Below are 16,667 nucleotides of genomic sequence, written 5' to 3' on the forward strand. Positions count from 1 at the left end.
TAACTCCAGCCCAAGCAACATTGGCAGGTTGGCACCAACAAACCCGCCATGGCTGGTCTTTACAGCCCTATGTCCGCCACCGGTCAGGCGGACGTTCATTAGCGGATAGCCCAACTAATCATGTGCCTCCACCAGTAAAGTATGCCTTGACCACCAGGCACTTTGGGGCGTAGCTTTGACTCATCGAAACAAAAAATTACAATCATCATAAATTTTTTCCGCCATGAAAAAACTTATTGTATTAATCAGCGCAGCGCTTATGCTGAGTGCACATGCACTTTTTGCAAGCCCTTATGAAACTACTGTTAACAACAAGATCAACAGTACCTTCAACGAATCCTTTACCGGTGCAACCGATGTGAAGTGGTATACGGAGGATAACAAAACCTTTACCGCCAAGTTTACCATGAGCAATACGAAAGTAACCGCTTTCTTTAAGGAAGACGGCACGCTGCTGGCCACCTCCCGCTACCTGCAGGGCGATCAGCTGCCACTGAGAGTGCTTAGTAAGCTGAATAAGAAATATTCCAACAGCAGCATTTATTGTGTAGTGGAATATGCATCTTCAGAAAATGTGGTATATTTTGTAACATTGGAAAGTACTGATACCTGGACTGTGATCAAAACAGATGCAGGGGCCAATATGACGGTACACAGCCGCTTGAAAAAAGCTTAGTTTTAGTAGTGTTAAAAATACAGGGTCTGTGGCATTTGCCGCGGGCCCTTTTTGTTTTATCCCCACGCCCTTGCCCCTGCAAAAATTATCTTAACTTTGCCCCCTGTTAAGGCTTTATTAGCCAGACCGTTAATGTATAAATGATTAAATGACATGAATAAGGGACCTGTTTCTCAATTTATCCAGCACCATTACCGCCACTTTAATGCAGCTGCATTGGTGGATGCTGCCAAAGGATATGAAACACATCTGCTGGAAGGCGGTAAAATGATGGTGACATTGGCCGGTGCGATGAGTACGGCTGAACTGGGCATTTCTTTCGCGGAAATGATCCGTCAGGGTAAAGTGGACATCATTTCCTGCACCGGTGCTAACCTGGAAGAAGATATCATGAACCTGGTAGCGCATACACACTACAAGAGAGTACCTAACTACCGTGATCTGAGCCCGCAGGAAGAATGGGATCTGCTGGAGCAGGGCTTTAACCGTGTTACAGATACCTGTATCCCGGAAGAAGAAGCATTCCGCCGTATTCAGAAACATATCTACAAAATATGGAAAGAAGCAGAAGAAGCCGGTGAACGCTATTTCCCGCATGAATTCATGTATAAGCTCCTGCTGAGCGGCGTCATGAAAGAGCATTATGAAATTGATCCGAAGAACAGCTGGATGATCGCCGCTGCCGAAAGAAATATTCCTATCATCGTGCCGGGCTGGGAAGACAGCACCATGGGTAACATCTTTGCATCTTACTGCATCAAAGGCGAACTGAAAACGTCTACTATGAAAAGCGGTATTGAATACATGATCTACCTGTCTGAATGGTACCGTAAAAACTCCGCCGGTAAGGGTGTTGGTTTCTTCCAGATTGGTGGCGGTATTGCAGGCGATTTCCCGATCTGTGTAGTGCCAATGATGTACCAGGACCTGGAATGGACAGATGTACCTTTCTGGGGCTACTTCTGCCAGATATCCGATTCTACCACTTCCTACGGTTCTTACTCCGGCGCAGTGCCTAACGAGAAAATTACCTGGGGTAAACTGGATATCAATACGCCTAAATTTATCGTGGAATCAGATGCTACCATTGTAGCCCCGCTGATGTTTGCGTACATCCTGGGATGGTAATTAAGTATTGTGAATGTATATATAGTAAGCAGCGGAGAGCATTTCCGCTGCTTTTTTATTTTATAAGATGAATAACTCGCCGGCTATTCCATCTGCAAACAGGCGTCCGGCTTTTGTTAACCGCAATGTTTCCCCCACCTTCTCTATGCGGCCCATCCTGATATAGGGCTCACTGTGCGCCAGCAGGTGAATGGTATGGTCTGTCCCGAATTTCTCCGCTACCCATTCCAGGTTGCATCCTGCCGAAGTACGGAGGGAAGTCATAATATACTCATTAAACTGCATGGCAGTAGTGAGTGACTCAATTTCAAAAGGCACTTTACCGGCAGCAATACTTTTGATGTATTGGGCATTATTGGCGATGTTCCATTGCCTGGAAGCCCCGTTGAAAGAGTGTGCGGAGGGGCCCAGGCCGAGATATGGCTTACCCTGCCAGTAGCTGCTGTTATGCCGGGAATGCCATCCGGGTAAAGCGAAATTGGAGATTTCATAATGCTCATATCCTGCGGCGCCCAGCCATTCCATCAGCATTTCAAAATGTTGCGCGGCCTTATCGGGATCGGTGGCAGCCATTTTCTTTTTCTTTATAAAATGATCCAGCGCTGTTCCTGGTTCTACAGTAAGTGCATAACACGACAAATGCGGAATGCCCAGGGCAATGGCCTGCTTTACGTTTTGTTCCCAACCCTCATCTGTGAGGGTAGGCCCTCCATAAATGAGGTCGATGGTGATATTATGAAAGCCCAGGTCCTGCGCCAGTTTGATACAGTCTTCCGCCTGTCGGCTATTGTGTGCCCGGTTCATCCAGGTAAGGTCTTCTTCGTGAAATGACTGTACACCTATGCTCAGCCGGTTGATGCCGGCGTTTTTGAGTTGGATAAGTTTTTCAGCGGTAAGATCGTCGGGGTTGGCCTCCAGCGTGATTTCAGCATCAGGCGCCACATTGAACGTAGCGCGCAGGTGTAGCAGCAATGCAGTAAGTTCCTGCTCTTTCAGGAGGCTGGGAGTGCCGCCGCCAAAGTAGATGGTGTGTACCGGTTCCTGCTCCAGGTAGTTTTTTTGCAGGGTAATTTCCTGCAGCAGGCTGTTTACCATTGCTCCCTGTTGCGCCAGCGAGGTGGAGAAATGGAAATTGCAGTAGTGACAGGCCTGCCTGCAAAAAGGAATATGTAAATAAATTCCGGCCATGACGTTTTTGTAATTGTTTACCTGTATTGGCCGCAAAGATACCTTCTTCCCTTTACTACACTCCGGTCAACTATGGACTATTTTAATATATTTGCGATATCAAAATTGCGTTTCCTTTTTGTGAGGTGGGCGGAGGTCGTTAATTGCTGTTGATTCTTTCTTTGGGAACGGGTTATTGAAAAACCGATTTAAAGTCATTGCAAAATATTTTCCTGGTGCGAAACTGGTTACTGCTGTTATTCATTTTGGGTTATTTGCCGGTTTTGGCACAAACAACAGATTCCGCTGCGGCGCCGGCAGTAAAGAAAAAGCCGGCGGCTACCCGCATTGCAGCAGATTCACTGCGTCCGAAACCGCGTACCGCACCTGTCAGGAAAGACAGTACCAGGGCCGTTTTGCCGGCCATTGCGCGGGCGGGGAAGGATTCTGCAAGATCAGGAAAGGATACTGCCGCCCTGAAAACAGATAGTCTTGCCCTCGCCGCAGCGCCTAAAGTAAAGCCGGTATCTGCTTATGATCTTTACCTGAAGAAGATATCGCAGGAAAACGTCTTCCTGAAACCAGGAAAACCCAGGTTTGTGGATACTAACCCGATAAGGCCTTACCGTAATATGGACTGGCTGATTTACCTGATGGCCGGCGTATTGCTGGTATTGAGTATCATCCGCTTATCTTACAGGAAATATTTCTCTGATCTGTTCCGGGCGTTTCTTAATCCCACATTGAGCCAGCGCCAGTTGAAAGACCAGCTGTCGCAGTCGCCTTTTCCGAACTTGCTGCTGAATATTTTCTTTGCCGTTGCACTGGGACTGTATTTTTACCTGGTACTGTACCGGCAGCAGGTATTTCCGCAGGCGGAGCCCTGGTTGCTGATACCCGGTTTGGTATTGATGGTAGCCGTGGTATATGGTTTTAAGTACGTTATGCTGCGGTTTTGCGGATGGTTGTTTGGGAATTCCGAATTGGCGGATGCCTATATTTTCATTCTTTACCTGATCAACAAAATTCTCGGGGTGTTGCTGGTGCCGTTTTTGGTGATTATTGCTTTTTGTTCACCGGAAATAGCGCGTACTTTTCTATATATATCCTTGTTTTTTATTGTATTACTTATTATCTATCGTTATATTAGATCTTATTCCCTGGTTAGGCAGTACCTATCTTTCAGTAAATTGCATTTTTTTCTTTACCTTTGCGCTTTCGAAGTAGCGCCTGTTTTAATATTAACCAAGGTGCTGCAGAATATCTGGTTAACTGGTAATCCCTGATTATCGCCTATTGTTAACACAAGAGCAAAAAAAGTATGATAAAAGGCGGGCCAAAAAAAGATTTGCAAGGAAAACAAATTCAGTCAATCCTAATTTCTCAACCTAAGCCTGAAACAGAAAAGTCACCCTACTTTGATCTGGCCAGGAAATTCAATATAAAATTGGATTTTTATCCGTTCATAAGGGTGGAAGGTTTGCCAGCGAAGGAGTTCCGAAAACAGAAAATCGACATTCTCAGCTATACGGCGGTGATTTTCACCAGCCGTAATTCGGTGGACCACTTTTTCCGGATCTGCGAGGAGATGAAGATTAAGGTGTCACAGGAGTGCAAATACTTTTGTATTACTGAAGCAGTTGCGTTGTATCTGCAAAAATTTATCCTTTACCGGAAGCGGAAGGTATTTTATGGGGCAGACGGTTCTACCAAAGGCGTGCTGGAGGTAATGAACAAACACAGGGACAATGAAAAATTCCTGTTCCCCAGCTCCGACAGCCAGAAGAAAGATATTGAGGAATGGTTGAAAGCGAACAAGTGCGACTATGCCACTGCTACGCTTTACAAAACTGTTTCTACCGATGTAAAGGAGGTACTGGCAGCTACAGCCTACGATATGATCGTATTTTTCAGCCCTTCCGGTGTGAAATCATTGTTTGAGAATATGCCGGAGTTTGTGCAGAACGGAACGCATATCGGCGCCTTCGGCCCTACTACCTCTGCTGCAGTGGAAGAAGCGGGATTAAGACTGGATGTAAAGGCTCCGCTTCCGCAGGCGCCATCTATGGCCGCCGCGCTGGAGCAGTACCTGACCACCCTGGCAAAAAAGTAAGTAATTTCTTCTGCAATAAAGCTGGCAGGGATGGCATTATGCCATCCCTGTTTTTTTACTGCCACGGTAATGCAGGGGCTGCTCCCAAAAAATTTCTTTGTAATCCTGAAAAAATAAATTTCTTTGTAGAAGAAATAGAAGATCAATCAATATTTATCGCGTAGGGGGGAATCCATGAATAAGCTTATCAGTGAAACCAGTCCATATCTGCTACAGCATGCGCATAATCCTGTAAACTGGTATCCGTGGGGAGAAGAAGCCCTGCAACGTGCGTTGCAGGAAGATAAGCCTATACTGGTAAGTATCGGGTACGCCGCGTGCCACTGGTGCCATGTAATGGAGCGGGAAAGTTTTAAGCAGGAGGCCACGGCTGCCATCATGAATGAGCATTTCATTAATATCAAAATAGACCGCGAGGAGAGGCCGGACCTGGATCATATTTACATGGATGCCGTACAGGCGATGACCGGTGCCGGTGGCTGGCCGTTGAACGTTTTTCTTACGCCGGACAGGAAGCCTTTTTACGGGGGTACTTACTTTCCGCCGGTGAAAGCATACAGTCGTCCTTCCTGGACAGATGTGCTGTTATCGCTGGCTGATGCATTCCGGCATAAGCGCGATGAAATTGAGTCCCAGGCCGATAACCTGGTACAGCATATCCGGCAATCGGCCCAGTTTGGCCAGCAGCCGGGTTTACACCTGGATATCCCCTTTGAAGAATTATTTACAAAAGCGCAGTGTGATACCATTTGCGAAAATATATTGAAGCAGGCCGATACCCGCTGGGGTGGTTTCGGGCGGGCGCCTAAGTTCCCGCAAACGTTTACCATTGCTTACCTGTTGCGGTATCATCATGCTTACCAGCATCCGGAAGCGCTGCAACAGGCGTTGTTATCGCTTGATAAAATGTTGCAGGGCGGCCTTTACGATCAGTTAGGCGGCGGGTTTGCACGTTATTCCACTGATGAAAAGTGGCTGGCGCCTCATTTTGAGAAGATGTTGTATGACAATGCGCTGCTGATTGATGTGCTGTGCGATGCTTACCAGCTTACGCGCAATGAAATATATGCGCAAACGATCAGGGATACAATGGATTTTATAGCCCGGGAAATGACATCGCCTGAGGGAGGCTTTTATGCCGCCCTGGATGCGGATTCTGAGGGCGTAGAGGGGAAGTTTTATACCTGGAGCAAAGCGGAGATCCATCATATACTCGGGGAACAGGCAAAGCTTTTTTGTGAGTATTATGACGTAACCGAGCATGGCAACTGGGAGGAGCAGAACATATTATGGGTACAGCAGCCCCTGGAGGTTTTTGCTGCAGAGAGAGGATATGATGCAGGTATTTTAGGGGCGATGTTAAAGGGTTGCCGGGAAAAGCTGCTGGCGGTAAGGGCTAACCGGATCCGGCCGGGTTTGGACGATAAGATCCTGTTGGGATGGAATGCCCTGATGGTGCATGCGTACTGTAAAGCCTATGCAGCTTTGGGCGTACCGGCTTACCGGGAGATAGCTATCCGCAATATGGATTTCTGTTTAACCAGTTTTCGCCAGGGGACAGCCGGCGGCGGGTTTTACCATACCTGGAAACAGCAGCAGGCGAAGTACCCGGCGTTCCTGGATGATTATGCGTGTTTAATCCGGGCGCTGATTGCGTTACAGGAGATCACCGGTGATACCCGGTATTTGTATGAAGCGCGGGATATTACAGCGTTTGTAACGGCTCATTTCAGTGATGAAAGCGGCTTGTTTTTTTACTATACCATTGATGGACAGAACGATGTGATAGTACGGAAGAAGGAAGTGTACGACGGCGCGGTGCCCAGCGGCAATGCGGTAATGATGCAGAACCTTTGGTATCTTTCCGTTGTTTTTGATCAGAAAGAATGGGCGGATCGTTGCGTGGAAGCTGTTTCCAGCCTTTCGCAAACTATAGTCAGATACCCTACATCTTTCGGCGTGTGGGCGAGCCAGTTATTGCAATTGGTAAAAGGCACCCCTGAACTGGCCATTGTTGGAAAAGATTACAGGGAAAGGATGGAGGAGGCGGGAAAATGGTTCCTTCCGTACAGGGTGCTTGTGGGCGCCCAAAAAAATATTCCGGGGATTCCGCTGCTGACCGCACGGGAGCAGGAAAATGAGACACTGGTGTATTTATGTAAAGATTATCATTGCATTAAGCCGGTACATTATATAGAAGAAATTATTAATTTAATATAATAATTATGTAACTTGCCCCTTGTAAGGGGAGGTATTGATTCAATAAATGTTATTACGTTTATATAATAAAATGTTAAAAGGCGCGTTTAAACTAGTTACAGACCGGATATAGGGCGAATTGAAAAAGTTGGATAAAAAGTCACTACGGATTAAAATAAATTATTACATTTGCTATCTTTCATATAAACAAAGCGGGTGAAAAAATGAGAAATGTGTTCCCTTGTATACAGGCAAATCACACCAGGCTGGTTAATAGAAAAAACATATTCTGATGAAAGCTACCCTTATGAAGCTTAACTATGTAAAAGGTCTGTTGGCAGTTTTGCTGGTTTCCCTGCTGGCCAGCTGTGGCGGTAGTAAAACCCCAAAGAATGCACAAGGGCAATTGATCGGCGTAAGCCCAAGACCGAAGTACACTCCCCCTGTACCGTACGGAATGGTATATATACCAGCCGGAACTTTTCACATGGGTCCCAGTGATGAGGACGTAAACTATGCGTATACGGCGCGTAACAAGTCGATTTCCATTTCCGGTTTCTACATGGATGCTACGGAAATCACGAATAATGAATACCGCCAGTTCGTGAATTGGGTACAGGACTCAATTGCCCATATTTTACTGGGGCATGTAAAATCTGATGATGGTCATGATATAATTGACTGGAAGCAGAAGATTGTATATAAAGACAAAGCGACCATGGAAAAGCTGGATGCGATGGTATATACCGAAGCAGACCGGTTATATGGCCGTAAGGATATTGACGTAGGTAAACTGATATACCACCAGGAAACCTTTAACTGGGATAAAGCGAAGCTGAGAGAGAATTTCGGTAAGCCGCGTTCTACTTTTATTGTTAAGAAAGACGTGCCCATTTATCCGGATACATTGTGCTGGATCAGGGATTTCTCTTACGCCTACAACGAGCCGATGACGCGTATGTACTTCTGGCACCCGGCGTTCGATAACTATCCGGTAGTAGGTGTGAACTGGCACCAGGCAACCGCTTTCTGTGAGTGGAGAAGTAAGTTCTGGGAAGACTACCGCGCCAGCAAAAAGCTGTTCACGGAAGATAAGTTCCAGTTACCTTCTGAAGCACAGTGGGAATATGCCGCCCGCGGCGGAAGAGAACAAACGCCTTACCCATGGGGTGGTTACTACATCCGCAACAAAAAAGGATGTTTGCTGGCTAACTTCAAACCAGGCAGGGGTAACTATCCGGAAGACGGTGGTTTTTACACTGTTCGTGCAGATGCCTACTGGCCTAACGACTATGGTTTATACAACATGTCCGGCAACGTTGCAGAATGGACAGCAGATATCTTTTACGAAAACGCTTATTCTTTCACATCGGATATGAACCCATATCTGAGAATGGATGTGCCGGATGATGCACCATTAAAAATGAAACGTAAAGCAATCAGGGGCGGTTCCTGGAAAGACGTGGGATACTTCCTTCAAACCGGTACCAGAACTTATGAGTACCAGGATAGTTCGAAATCCTATGTTGGTTTCAGATGTACCATTGCCCTGAGCAGACGGGTAAAGCACAGATAGGATAATTAAAACCGGTAATAGCCTGTATTTATTAACACCAAAGAAACCTTTGTAGTATGTACACTATTATGAGTAAATCAGTGAGAATTAACTATTCCATACAGACTTTAACTAACATTTTAACCAGTAAATTTTAACCTATGGCTATGAATCCTAACAAAGCTAAATGGCTGAACTTTTTCGTATGTATTGCTGCTTCCGTAGTAATCGTGGGAGCATTGTTCAAATTACAGCACTGGCGCGGAGCAGATATTGCTTTGATCCTGGGTCTGAGCGTTGAAGCGCTGATCTTTTTCGTATATGCTTTTGTACCTGATACCGGGACACATGCAGAAGGACAGGTGGTGGCAGTAGCAGGAAGCCCTGCTGTAGCCGGCCTTGACAAAATGCTCCAGGAAGCAGATATTACTCCTGCCAACCTGCAGCGCTTAAGCGAAAACTTCCAGAAACTGGGTACTACCGTTGATAAAATGAGAGATATCAGCGATGTAGTAGCAGCCACTGGAGATTACACACAAAAAACCAGAGAAGCTGCCAGCGCTATCGGTAATGTGGCAAATGCCTACACTACTGCCGCCGCCGCTGTATCTTCTTTCAATAGTGCATCAGAGTCTACCAAAGATTTCCATGTACAGATGCAGGGTATGACTAAAAATCTGGCTTCCCTCAATGCTATCTATGAACTGGAACTCCAGGACACCAACAACCACCTGAAAGCAATGAATTCATTCTACAGCAACCTGCAGAATGCTTCCAGTGCTATGAGTGGCAGCATTGAAGATGCCAAGAAAACACAGGAACAAATTTCCCTGCTCGCTAAAAACCTCAGCAACCTGAACTCAATTTATGGTAACATGCTGAGCGCTATGCACGGAGGAAGATAAGGTACAGCTAATAGTTTTTGAATTAACACATATCAATTAAATCTGTAAACAAACTATGGCACTACCTAAAGATCCTAGGCAGAAGATGATCAACATCATGTACCTGGTCTTGACGGCCATGCTGGCGTTGAACGTCTCTGCTGAAATATTGAACGCTTTTAGTATCGTAAATAACTCAATTAATACTTCAAATAAATCCTTAGCTGACAAGAATGACTTTATCTACCGGCAGTTTGATGCACAGATGAAGGATAACGCGGAAAAAACAGCACCTCTCAGAGCCAAGGCGCAACAGGTGAAACAGATCTCCGCCAGTATGTACGACTATGTTGAATCTTTAAAGAAAACCATCATTACAGAAAGTGGCGGTTTTGATGAACATGGTGAAATCAAGGATAAAGCCGGGCTGGATGCTCCTACCAGAGTAATGGAAAACATGAAGAAAGGCCCTGAGCTGGAAGCTAAACTGAAGGATTTACGTGCTAAATTGCTCTCTTTCGTTGATCCAAAAAAGAAAGATCAGTTCGAAAAAACTTTACCACTTAAAATAGAAGTAGGCAAATCAAATGATGAACATGGCAGTGGTCCTAAATCATGGACAACCTACCACTTCAACATGGTGCCTACCATTGCAGCCGTAACCATCCTGGGTAAATTCCAGAATGATATCAAAAACTCTGAGTCTGCCATTATCGATGATCTGTTCCGTCAGATTGATGCGAATACATTCAAATTCGATAAAGTAAGACCATTTATCTCCCTGAATTCCAAAAACCTGATGGAAGGACAAACCTTAACTGCCAATATCGCAGTAGGCGCTTACAGCACCACGGTTAATCCGACTATCGTTGTGAATGGTCAGACTATTGAAGCGCATGAAGGTTTAGGAGTATTTACATCTGCTGTTTCCGGCATTGGTGAAAAAACACTGACCGGTACTATTACCTTACCTAGCCCAACTGGTGGCGCTCCTGAAACCTATCCCTTTACAGAAACTTATAATGTAGGTGCTTCGGCAACCTCTATTTCCGCAGATAAAATGAACGTGCTGTATATCGGCCTGCAGAATCCTATCTCTATCTCTGCTGCCGGTGTACCTGCTGAACAGGTATCTGCCTCTATATCAGGTGGTAATATGACCAAACGTGCTTCCGGCGAATACATCGTAACTGTAAGCCAGCCAGGCAAAGCGGTAATTAATGTAGTTGCCAACATCGATGGTAAAACCAAATCACTCGGTCAGAAAGAATTCCGTGTAAAACGTGTTCCGGACCCGGTGCTGAAAGTAGGTGTTAATAAAGGCGGAAGCATGAAAGCTGCCGACTTTAAAGTACAGGGAGGCTTACGTGCCGACCTCGAAGATTTTGAATTTGAAGGCGTGAAATACGAAGTAATCGGTTACCGCGTTGGTATCTCTGCAAAAGGCAAAGAATACCAGGAAGGTGATGCTACTTCAGCGTATTTCCCCGGAAGCGTAGCTGCATCCATCCGTTCACTGCGCCCAGGCGATGAGGTTTTCTTTGAAAACGTAAAAGTGAAAGGCCCGGATAATGTGGTTCGTTCTATGCCGAGTACAATATTTAAATTAAACTAACGGTCCATTAATTACTGAATTATGCGAGCAGTAATATTTAACAGAATTGGTTGGTGCACTCTTTTGCTGGTGATGCTGGCAACAGCTGCTGAAGCGCAACGCCGTGGTGGTACTACCCGCCGCAGAACTGCAACCACAGCAACACCTGCACCGGATAGCGTGGTAAACCCGGCTACCGGGAATGCCGTAGCACCTCCTCCTCCCACTGCTGCTCCCCCGGCTTCTTTGCGCCCGGATGATATATCAGCCCCGCTGGTAGATACTCCCCGTAAATCGCTGCGCGTGGATGGTGTGGTGGAAAGGAACCTTGCCAGGGAACGTACACCCATTGCCTACGATTATATCCGTGAGGATGACAGGTTCTGGGAAAAACGCGTATGGCAGGTAATCGATATCAGGGAAAAGATCAACCTCCCCTTCCAGTATAATGTGGAAGATGAGTCTGGTGTGAACCAACTGTTCATTAATATTTTGCTCGAAGCTATCAAGAATAAAGAGATAGAAGCTTTCAACGCTATCGACGACCGTTTTACGACTGTAATGCCCTACTCGGAAATACAAACCAAACTCGCCGGTGAAGAAAGAACTGTACGTAGTATAGATCCGGTAACCGGCGAAGAAAAAATGGTGACTACCCGCGACGACTTCGATCCACGTACCATCAAACAGTACAAGATCAAAGAAGTATGGGTATTCGATAAAGAAGCTTCCGCTCTCAAGGTTCGCATACTCGGTATAGCTCCAATGGTATCCCGTATAAATGAAGATGGCAGCGTACGTGCATCCATCCCTTTATTCTGGGTGTATTATCCGGATTGCCGCGCTGTTCTGGCTAAACATGATGTATATAACCAGAATAACGATGCTTCTACTATCAGCTGGGAAGACCTTTTTGAAATGCGCTTCTTTGGCAGCTACATAGTAAAGGAAAACAATACCTACAACCGCGAGATCAAAGACTACATTAAAGACGGTACCATGCGCCTCCTGGAAGGACAAGCCATTCACGACCGTATCTTTAACAAAGAGCAGGACCTCTGGCAGTACTAATCAAAAAATGATCACCGATCAATACGGGAAGGCAATCAGTTATGCTGATTGCCTTTCTTTTTTTATCTTGCCGCTATGCCCCTTCAGCAGCTACGTAAAATTGTTTTCCAGGTAATGCCTCTTCCCGATGATGTATGGGAGGCTCTGGCCGCCTGCTGGCATCCGGTCCAGTTTAAACGGAAAGAAGTGATGACCGCAGCAGGGGAAATAGAAAAATATCTCTACTTCGTGACTGCAGGTGTTCAACGCGTTTTCTCCCTCGAAAATGATAAAGAATCCACGCTCGTATTTACTTATGCCGGCTCCTTTTCGGGAGTGCTGGATTCCTTCCAGCTCCAGCAACCATCCCCCTGGTATCTTGAAACACTTACCCATAGCGAATTGCTTCGCCTGTCGTATGCAGACTTTAACCGGCTTACCTTGCAATACCCCATCTTTGAAAGATGGGTGCGGCTGGCCACCGTTGCGGCATTGGCCGGCGTACTGGAAAGGCATAAAGAATTGCTGTCTTTCTCTGCAGAACAAAAATTCAGGACCTTACTTACCCGCAGCCCTCACGTATTACAATTGATCCCACATAAGTACCTGGCTTCATATCTTGGAATAGATCCCGCTACCTTCAGCAAACTGCTGAGTACTGTGAAACTATAAAATGTTGATCTGCGCAAAGATTTTGTATCCTCCGCACGCCTAGTTTTGTGTAAACAAATACAACATGACCAGCGTAAACAGTGATGAACTGCTGCAGGAACTGCGAAGAAAGAATGTGGAAATGAAATATAAAGCGGAGAGCCGTTTCGGCGGACAATCAGACGCCGCATTGCAACATACGTCCGGCCCTGACCGGTGGAGTGCCGTGCAATGCCTGGAACATCTGAACACCTATGGCCGGTTTTACCTGCCGGCACTGGATGAGGCAATTACCAAGGCTGAAAGACGTAACAGCAAGCCTGCTTCCCTGTTCCGCAGCAGTTGGGTGGGCGCCTGGTTTACCCGGCTCATGGAGCCTGGCGCCAACGGCCAGTTACGGTCACGTATGAAATCGCCCAAGGGGCATTTACCATCAGTTCAACCAGAGATAGCACCGGTATTAAGCGAATTTATTCAGCAGCAGGAACAAATGGAGAACCTGTTGCTGCGTGCGGCGAAAGTAAATATCCGTCAGATAAAAGTGCGGACCTCATTATCGGGTTTGATAAAATTATCTGCAGGTGATACGTTTTGTTTTTTAACTGCACATATCCGCCGGCATATTTTACAGGCGGAGAAGGCTATCAGTAGCCGGCAGCAGGTGGAAAATGCTGTATAGTAGCCAGCGGGCTCGAACAGATCGAAAGAATCTGATCTATACCGGAACCTGGAAAATGCTGTATAGCAGCCAGCGGGCCAGCAATTATCGTCAGGCATCTTCTTTATGGAAATGATCCCAGATCAGTTTGGCTTTCGCAGCGCCCACTTCTTTCACCAGGTCTTCCTGTGAAAGAAGTTTGATTTTAGCTACTGAGCGGAACGTTTTTAATAGTTGTGTAGCAGTATTTCCACCGATACCTTTAATGCTTTCCAGTTCATTTTTAAAGGTTCCTTTACTTCTTTTCTGGCGATGGAAAGTGATGCCGAACCGGTGTACCTCATCGCGCACCCGGCGGATGAGCTTCAGGCTCTCGCTGTTGTAGGGCAGTTTGATGCTTTCTGAGTCTCCCGGAAAAAATATCTCCTCTTCATTTTTAGCCAGGCCAACTACCGTCATACTGCCTATAAGGTTCAATTCCCGGATGCTTTCCATAGCGGAGCCCAGCTGGCCTTTACCGCCATCAATAATTACTAACTGGGGCAACGGCTGCTGCTCTGCAAGCAGGCGGTTGTAGCGCCGGAAAACGATTTCTTTCATGGAGGCGAAATCGTTGATCCCTTCTACTGTTTTAATATTGAAGTGCCGGTAATCTTTTTTGGAAGCTACTCCGTCTTTGAATACTACGCAGGCCGCCACAGGATAGCTGCCCTGGAAGTTGGAGTTATCGAAACATTCGATATGTTCCGGTAACGCGGGTAATTCCAGGTCGGCCTGCAACTGGTAAAGCACCTGTTTGCGTTCCATGTCCGACTTCCCTTCCAGGTGCAGGATCTTTTTACGGTATAGTTCTTCTTTAAAATAATTCACATTCTTCTCAGACAATTCCAGCACCTTCTTTTTATCGCCGCCTTTAGGAACAGTAACAGTAATATTACTTTCCGGGTAGGTTAACGGGAACGGGACTACGATTTCTGAATTGATACTTTTAAACGCCTCCCGCAGGTAGGCAATGGCATAGGTCAGCACTTCTTCATCGCTTTCTTCCAGCTGTTTTTCCAGCGTTACGGTTTTGGTATCGGCAATAGTGCCATTCAGGATGCGCAGGTAATTTACATATGCGTGGTTGCCTTCACTGATAATGGAAAACACATCCACATTGCCCATGCGGGTGTTTACAACAGTGGATCTGGCGGAATAATCTTCCAGGCTTTCTATTTTTTTCCGCATGATCTCCGCTTTCTCAAATTCCATCTTCGATACATGCTCCAGCATTTGTTCTTTGAACAAGGCTACTACCGGGGTAAGATTGCCTTTTAATACATTCTTTACCTGTTGCAATCCTTCGCGGTAGTCGTCTTGTGTTTGTAATCCCTCACAAGGGCCTTTGCAGTTGCCCAGATGATATTCCAGGCATACTTTAAATTTTCCTTTGCGGATATTTTCTTCAGATAAATTCAGGTTACAGGTACGCAGGGGAATGTTATATTTGATCACATCCAGTATTTCCCTTACCCTTCCCACCGAGGTGAAGGGACCCAGGTAATCCGAACCATCCTTTATCACATTCCGGGTGAAAAATACCCGCGGAAACGGTTCATGTTTGATAACGATGTAAGGGTATGTTTTATCATCTTTCAGGTTAATATTATACCTGGGCTTGAATTGTTTGATGAGGGAGTTTTCCAGCAGAAAAGCATCCTGCTCAGAATCAACGATGGTAAACTCAATGTGATGAATGTGCTCTACCAGTTTGCGGGTTTTATAGTTGTCGTGGTTTTTGACGAAATAGGAGCTTACCCTTTTACGCAAACTTTTAGCCTTCCCTACATATAACAGGGTACCTGATTCATCGTAGTATTTGTAAATACCGGCATCTCCCGGTATGGTGTGTGATATTTGCTGAAACTCCGCTGCTGTCATGTTTACATGCCTGTTTTTGGTGCAATCGTTACATTTACTTCAAGTTGTTTGGGCGCCAGGAAAGCAATCTTCTGATAGGTGGTCATCCGGACCTGCCGGTTTTGCCGGTAATGCAGATCCTGCCGGAATTCATATACCATATTGCTGGTATAGGAGTGGATGTTTACCTGTTGTATGTTGCCTTGTTTATCCAGCTCAAGGGTAATTTCCGAAGGGTTGGTCTGTTTCCCTTTTGATTTATAGATCAGTGATCTTCTCCCGGAAAATGGATCATACAAGCCGGAAGTATCATATTCATCCCGGAGGGATGGTTTATTTAGATCCGCATCCATAAAGGGCTTTAACAGGTCGTGTACGGTAGCGCTGTCGTTGCCGGGGATACTGGTAGTATCGGTTTTACCGTTAAGGGTCACTGATTTATGCAGTATATAACCGCCTGTGCGGATATGGGCATTCTCCTGGCTGAAATATTCAGGCAGTTTCACGAATTTATCGGGAGCCTTCGGTAGCGATGGTTTAGTTGCCAGGTTACAGGCCATTAAGCCAATCATGGTAAACAATGCCGTTGCTTGCCTGTATTTTTTCATGCTGCAAAATTAATACTTAAATGCGGGTCATAAAAAATGCGCCGTAAAAACGGCGCATCGATGCATGAGCAAATCTGTCGAGAGCACTAAAAATATGTAAATCAGCATGTTGAGCTGATATTTTTCGTGGGTAACGCTTGTTAAACGGAGGTGATGAACCAAATGTTACAGGAGTTAATAAATAAAGCGGGAAAATATCGCCTTCGGCGATGGAAATTGTCTTGGAGCAGGATTAGGCTGATTATACTGATTAGTCTGATTGTTTTTAAGATTTTGAGAGATGAAAGCGTATACCTGCTTTCATCTGATAACCATATTTTTCAAAAGAAAAGGGAAATGAAAGCAGATTCCTCCGCTTTTATTTCCCTTTCTATTTTTAAATAATCCCAAAAAATAAAATCAGGCTAATCAGTATAATCAGCCTAATCCTGCTCCAAGACAATTTAAAATCGCCGAAGGCGATCACTGGGAAAGCGTTACAT

At 45.7% G+C, this 16,667-nt stretch carries 14 protein-coding genes; 11 read left to right on the forward strand and 3 right to left on the reverse strand.

Annotation, left to right across the window (positions count from 1 at the left end; all coding sequences use genetic code 11):
• The first annotated feature begins 223 nt into the window (after positions 1 to 223).
• Together VIM72_RS26785 and VIM72_RS26790 are read left to right on the forward strand one after the other, a co-directional pair.
• Positions 224 to 676, forward strand: a complete 453-nt coding sequence (locus tag VIM72_RS26785) for a hypothetical protein (protein ID WP_332005886.1) — start codon at positions 224 to 226, stop codon at positions 674 to 676.
• Between the two features lie 153 nt (positions 677 to 829).
• On the forward strand, positions 830 to 1,804 hold the full coding sequence (locus VIM72_RS26790) for a deoxyhypusine synthase family protein (protein WP_332005887.1): 975 nt from the start codon (positions 830 to 832) through the stop codon (positions 1,802 to 1,804).
• 60 nt (positions 1,805 to 1,864) lie between these two features.
• On the opposite strand, the gene hemW is transcribed toward VIM72_RS26790, so the two are convergent.
• Positions 1,865 to 2,992 (reverse strand): radical SAM family heme chaperone HemW, encoded by a 1,128-nt coding sequence (hemW, locus tag VIM72_RS26795; RefSeq protein ID WP_332005888.1) that lies wholly within the window; start codon positions 2,990 to 2,992, stop codon positions 1,865 to 1,867.
• Between the two features lie 263 nt (positions 2,993 to 3,255).
• Here hemW and VIM72_RS26800 point away from each other — a divergent pair, with 263 nt between their 5' ends.
• The 9 genes from VIM72_RS26800 (at position 3,256) to VIM72_RS26840 (ending at position 13,696) form a co-directional block, all read left to right on the forward strand.
• Positions 3,256 to 4,257: a DUF4271 domain-containing protein gene (locus VIM72_RS26800; RefSeq protein WP_332005889.1), complete on the forward strand. Its 1,002-nt coding sequence runs from the start codon at positions 3,256 to 3,258 to the stop codon at positions 4,255 to 4,257.
• A gap of 35 nt (positions 4,258 to 4,292) precedes the next feature.
• Complete coding sequence (locus VIM72_RS26805; RefSeq protein WP_332005890.1) at positions 4,293 to 5,084, forward strand: uroporphyrinogen-III synthase; 792 nt, start codon at positions 4,293 to 4,295, stop codon at positions 5,082 to 5,084.
• Positions 5,085 to 5,258: 174 nt separating this feature from the next.
• On the forward strand, positions 5,259 to 7,304 hold the full coding sequence (locus VIM72_RS26810; protein WP_332005891.1) for a thioredoxin domain-containing protein: 2,046 nt from the start codon (positions 5,259 to 5,261) through the stop codon (positions 7,302 to 7,304).
• A 271-nt stretch (positions 7,305 to 7,575) separates the two neighbouring features.
• Positions 7,576 to 8,859: an SUMF1/EgtB/PvdO family nonheme iron enzyme gene (locus tag VIM72_RS26815; protein ID WP_260607365.1), complete on the forward strand. Its 1,284-nt coding sequence runs from the start codon at positions 7,576 to 7,578 to the stop codon at positions 8,857 to 8,859.
• A gap of 146 nt (positions 8,860 to 9,005) precedes the next feature.
• Positions 9,006 to 9,743, forward strand: a complete 738-nt coding sequence (gldL, locus tag VIM72_RS26820; RefSeq protein ID WP_332005892.1) for a gliding motility protein GldL — start codon at positions 9,006 to 9,008, stop codon at positions 9,741 to 9,743.
• Between the two features lie 55 nt (positions 9,744 to 9,798).
• The gene (gene gldM, locus VIM72_RS26825) at positions 9,799 to 11,337 is read left to right on the forward strand and encodes a gliding motility protein GldM (protein WP_332005893.1); all 1,539 of its coding nucleotides are present in this window, start codon (positions 9,799 to 9,801) and stop codon (positions 11,335 to 11,337) included.
• 21 nt (positions 11,338 to 11,358) lie between these two features.
• Positions 11,359 to 12,387, forward strand: coding sequence for a gliding motility protein GldN (gldN, locus tag VIM72_RS26830; protein WP_332005894.1), 1,029 nt, complete (start codon positions 11,359 to 11,361; stop codon positions 12,385 to 12,387).
• Between the two features lie 75 nt (positions 12,388 to 12,462).
• Positions 12,463 to 13,038, forward strand: a complete 576-nt coding sequence (locus tag VIM72_RS26835; RefSeq protein WP_332005895.1) for a Crp/Fnr family transcriptional regulator — start codon at positions 12,463 to 12,465, stop codon at positions 13,036 to 13,038.
• Between the two features lie 64 nt (positions 13,039 to 13,102).
• Complete coding sequence (locus tag VIM72_RS26840) at positions 13,103 to 13,696, forward strand: DinB family protein (RefSeq protein ID WP_332005896.1); 594 nt, start codon at positions 13,103 to 13,105, stop codon at positions 13,694 to 13,696.
• A gap of 90 nt (positions 13,697 to 13,786) precedes the next feature.
• On the opposite strand, the gene uvrC is transcribed toward VIM72_RS26840, so the two are convergent.
• On the reverse strand, positions 13,787 to 15,598 hold the full coding sequence (gene uvrC / locus VIM72_RS26845) for an excinuclease ABC subunit UvrC (RefSeq protein WP_332005897.1): 1,812 nt from the start codon (positions 15,596 to 15,598) through the stop codon (positions 13,787 to 13,789).
• A 2-nt stretch (positions 15,599 to 15,600) separates the two neighbouring features.
• On the reverse strand, positions 15,601 to 16,185 hold the full coding sequence (locus VIM72_RS26850; RefSeq protein WP_332005898.1) for a hypothetical protein: 585 nt from the start codon (positions 16,183 to 16,185) through the stop codon (positions 15,601 to 15,603).
• Between the last annotated feature and the right edge of the window lie 482 nt (positions 16,186 to 16,667).

This window comes from Chitinophaga sp. (assembly GCF_036569185.1).
Lineage (GTDB): Bacteria > Bacteroidota > Bacteroidia > Chitinophagales > Chitinophagaceae > Chitinophaga.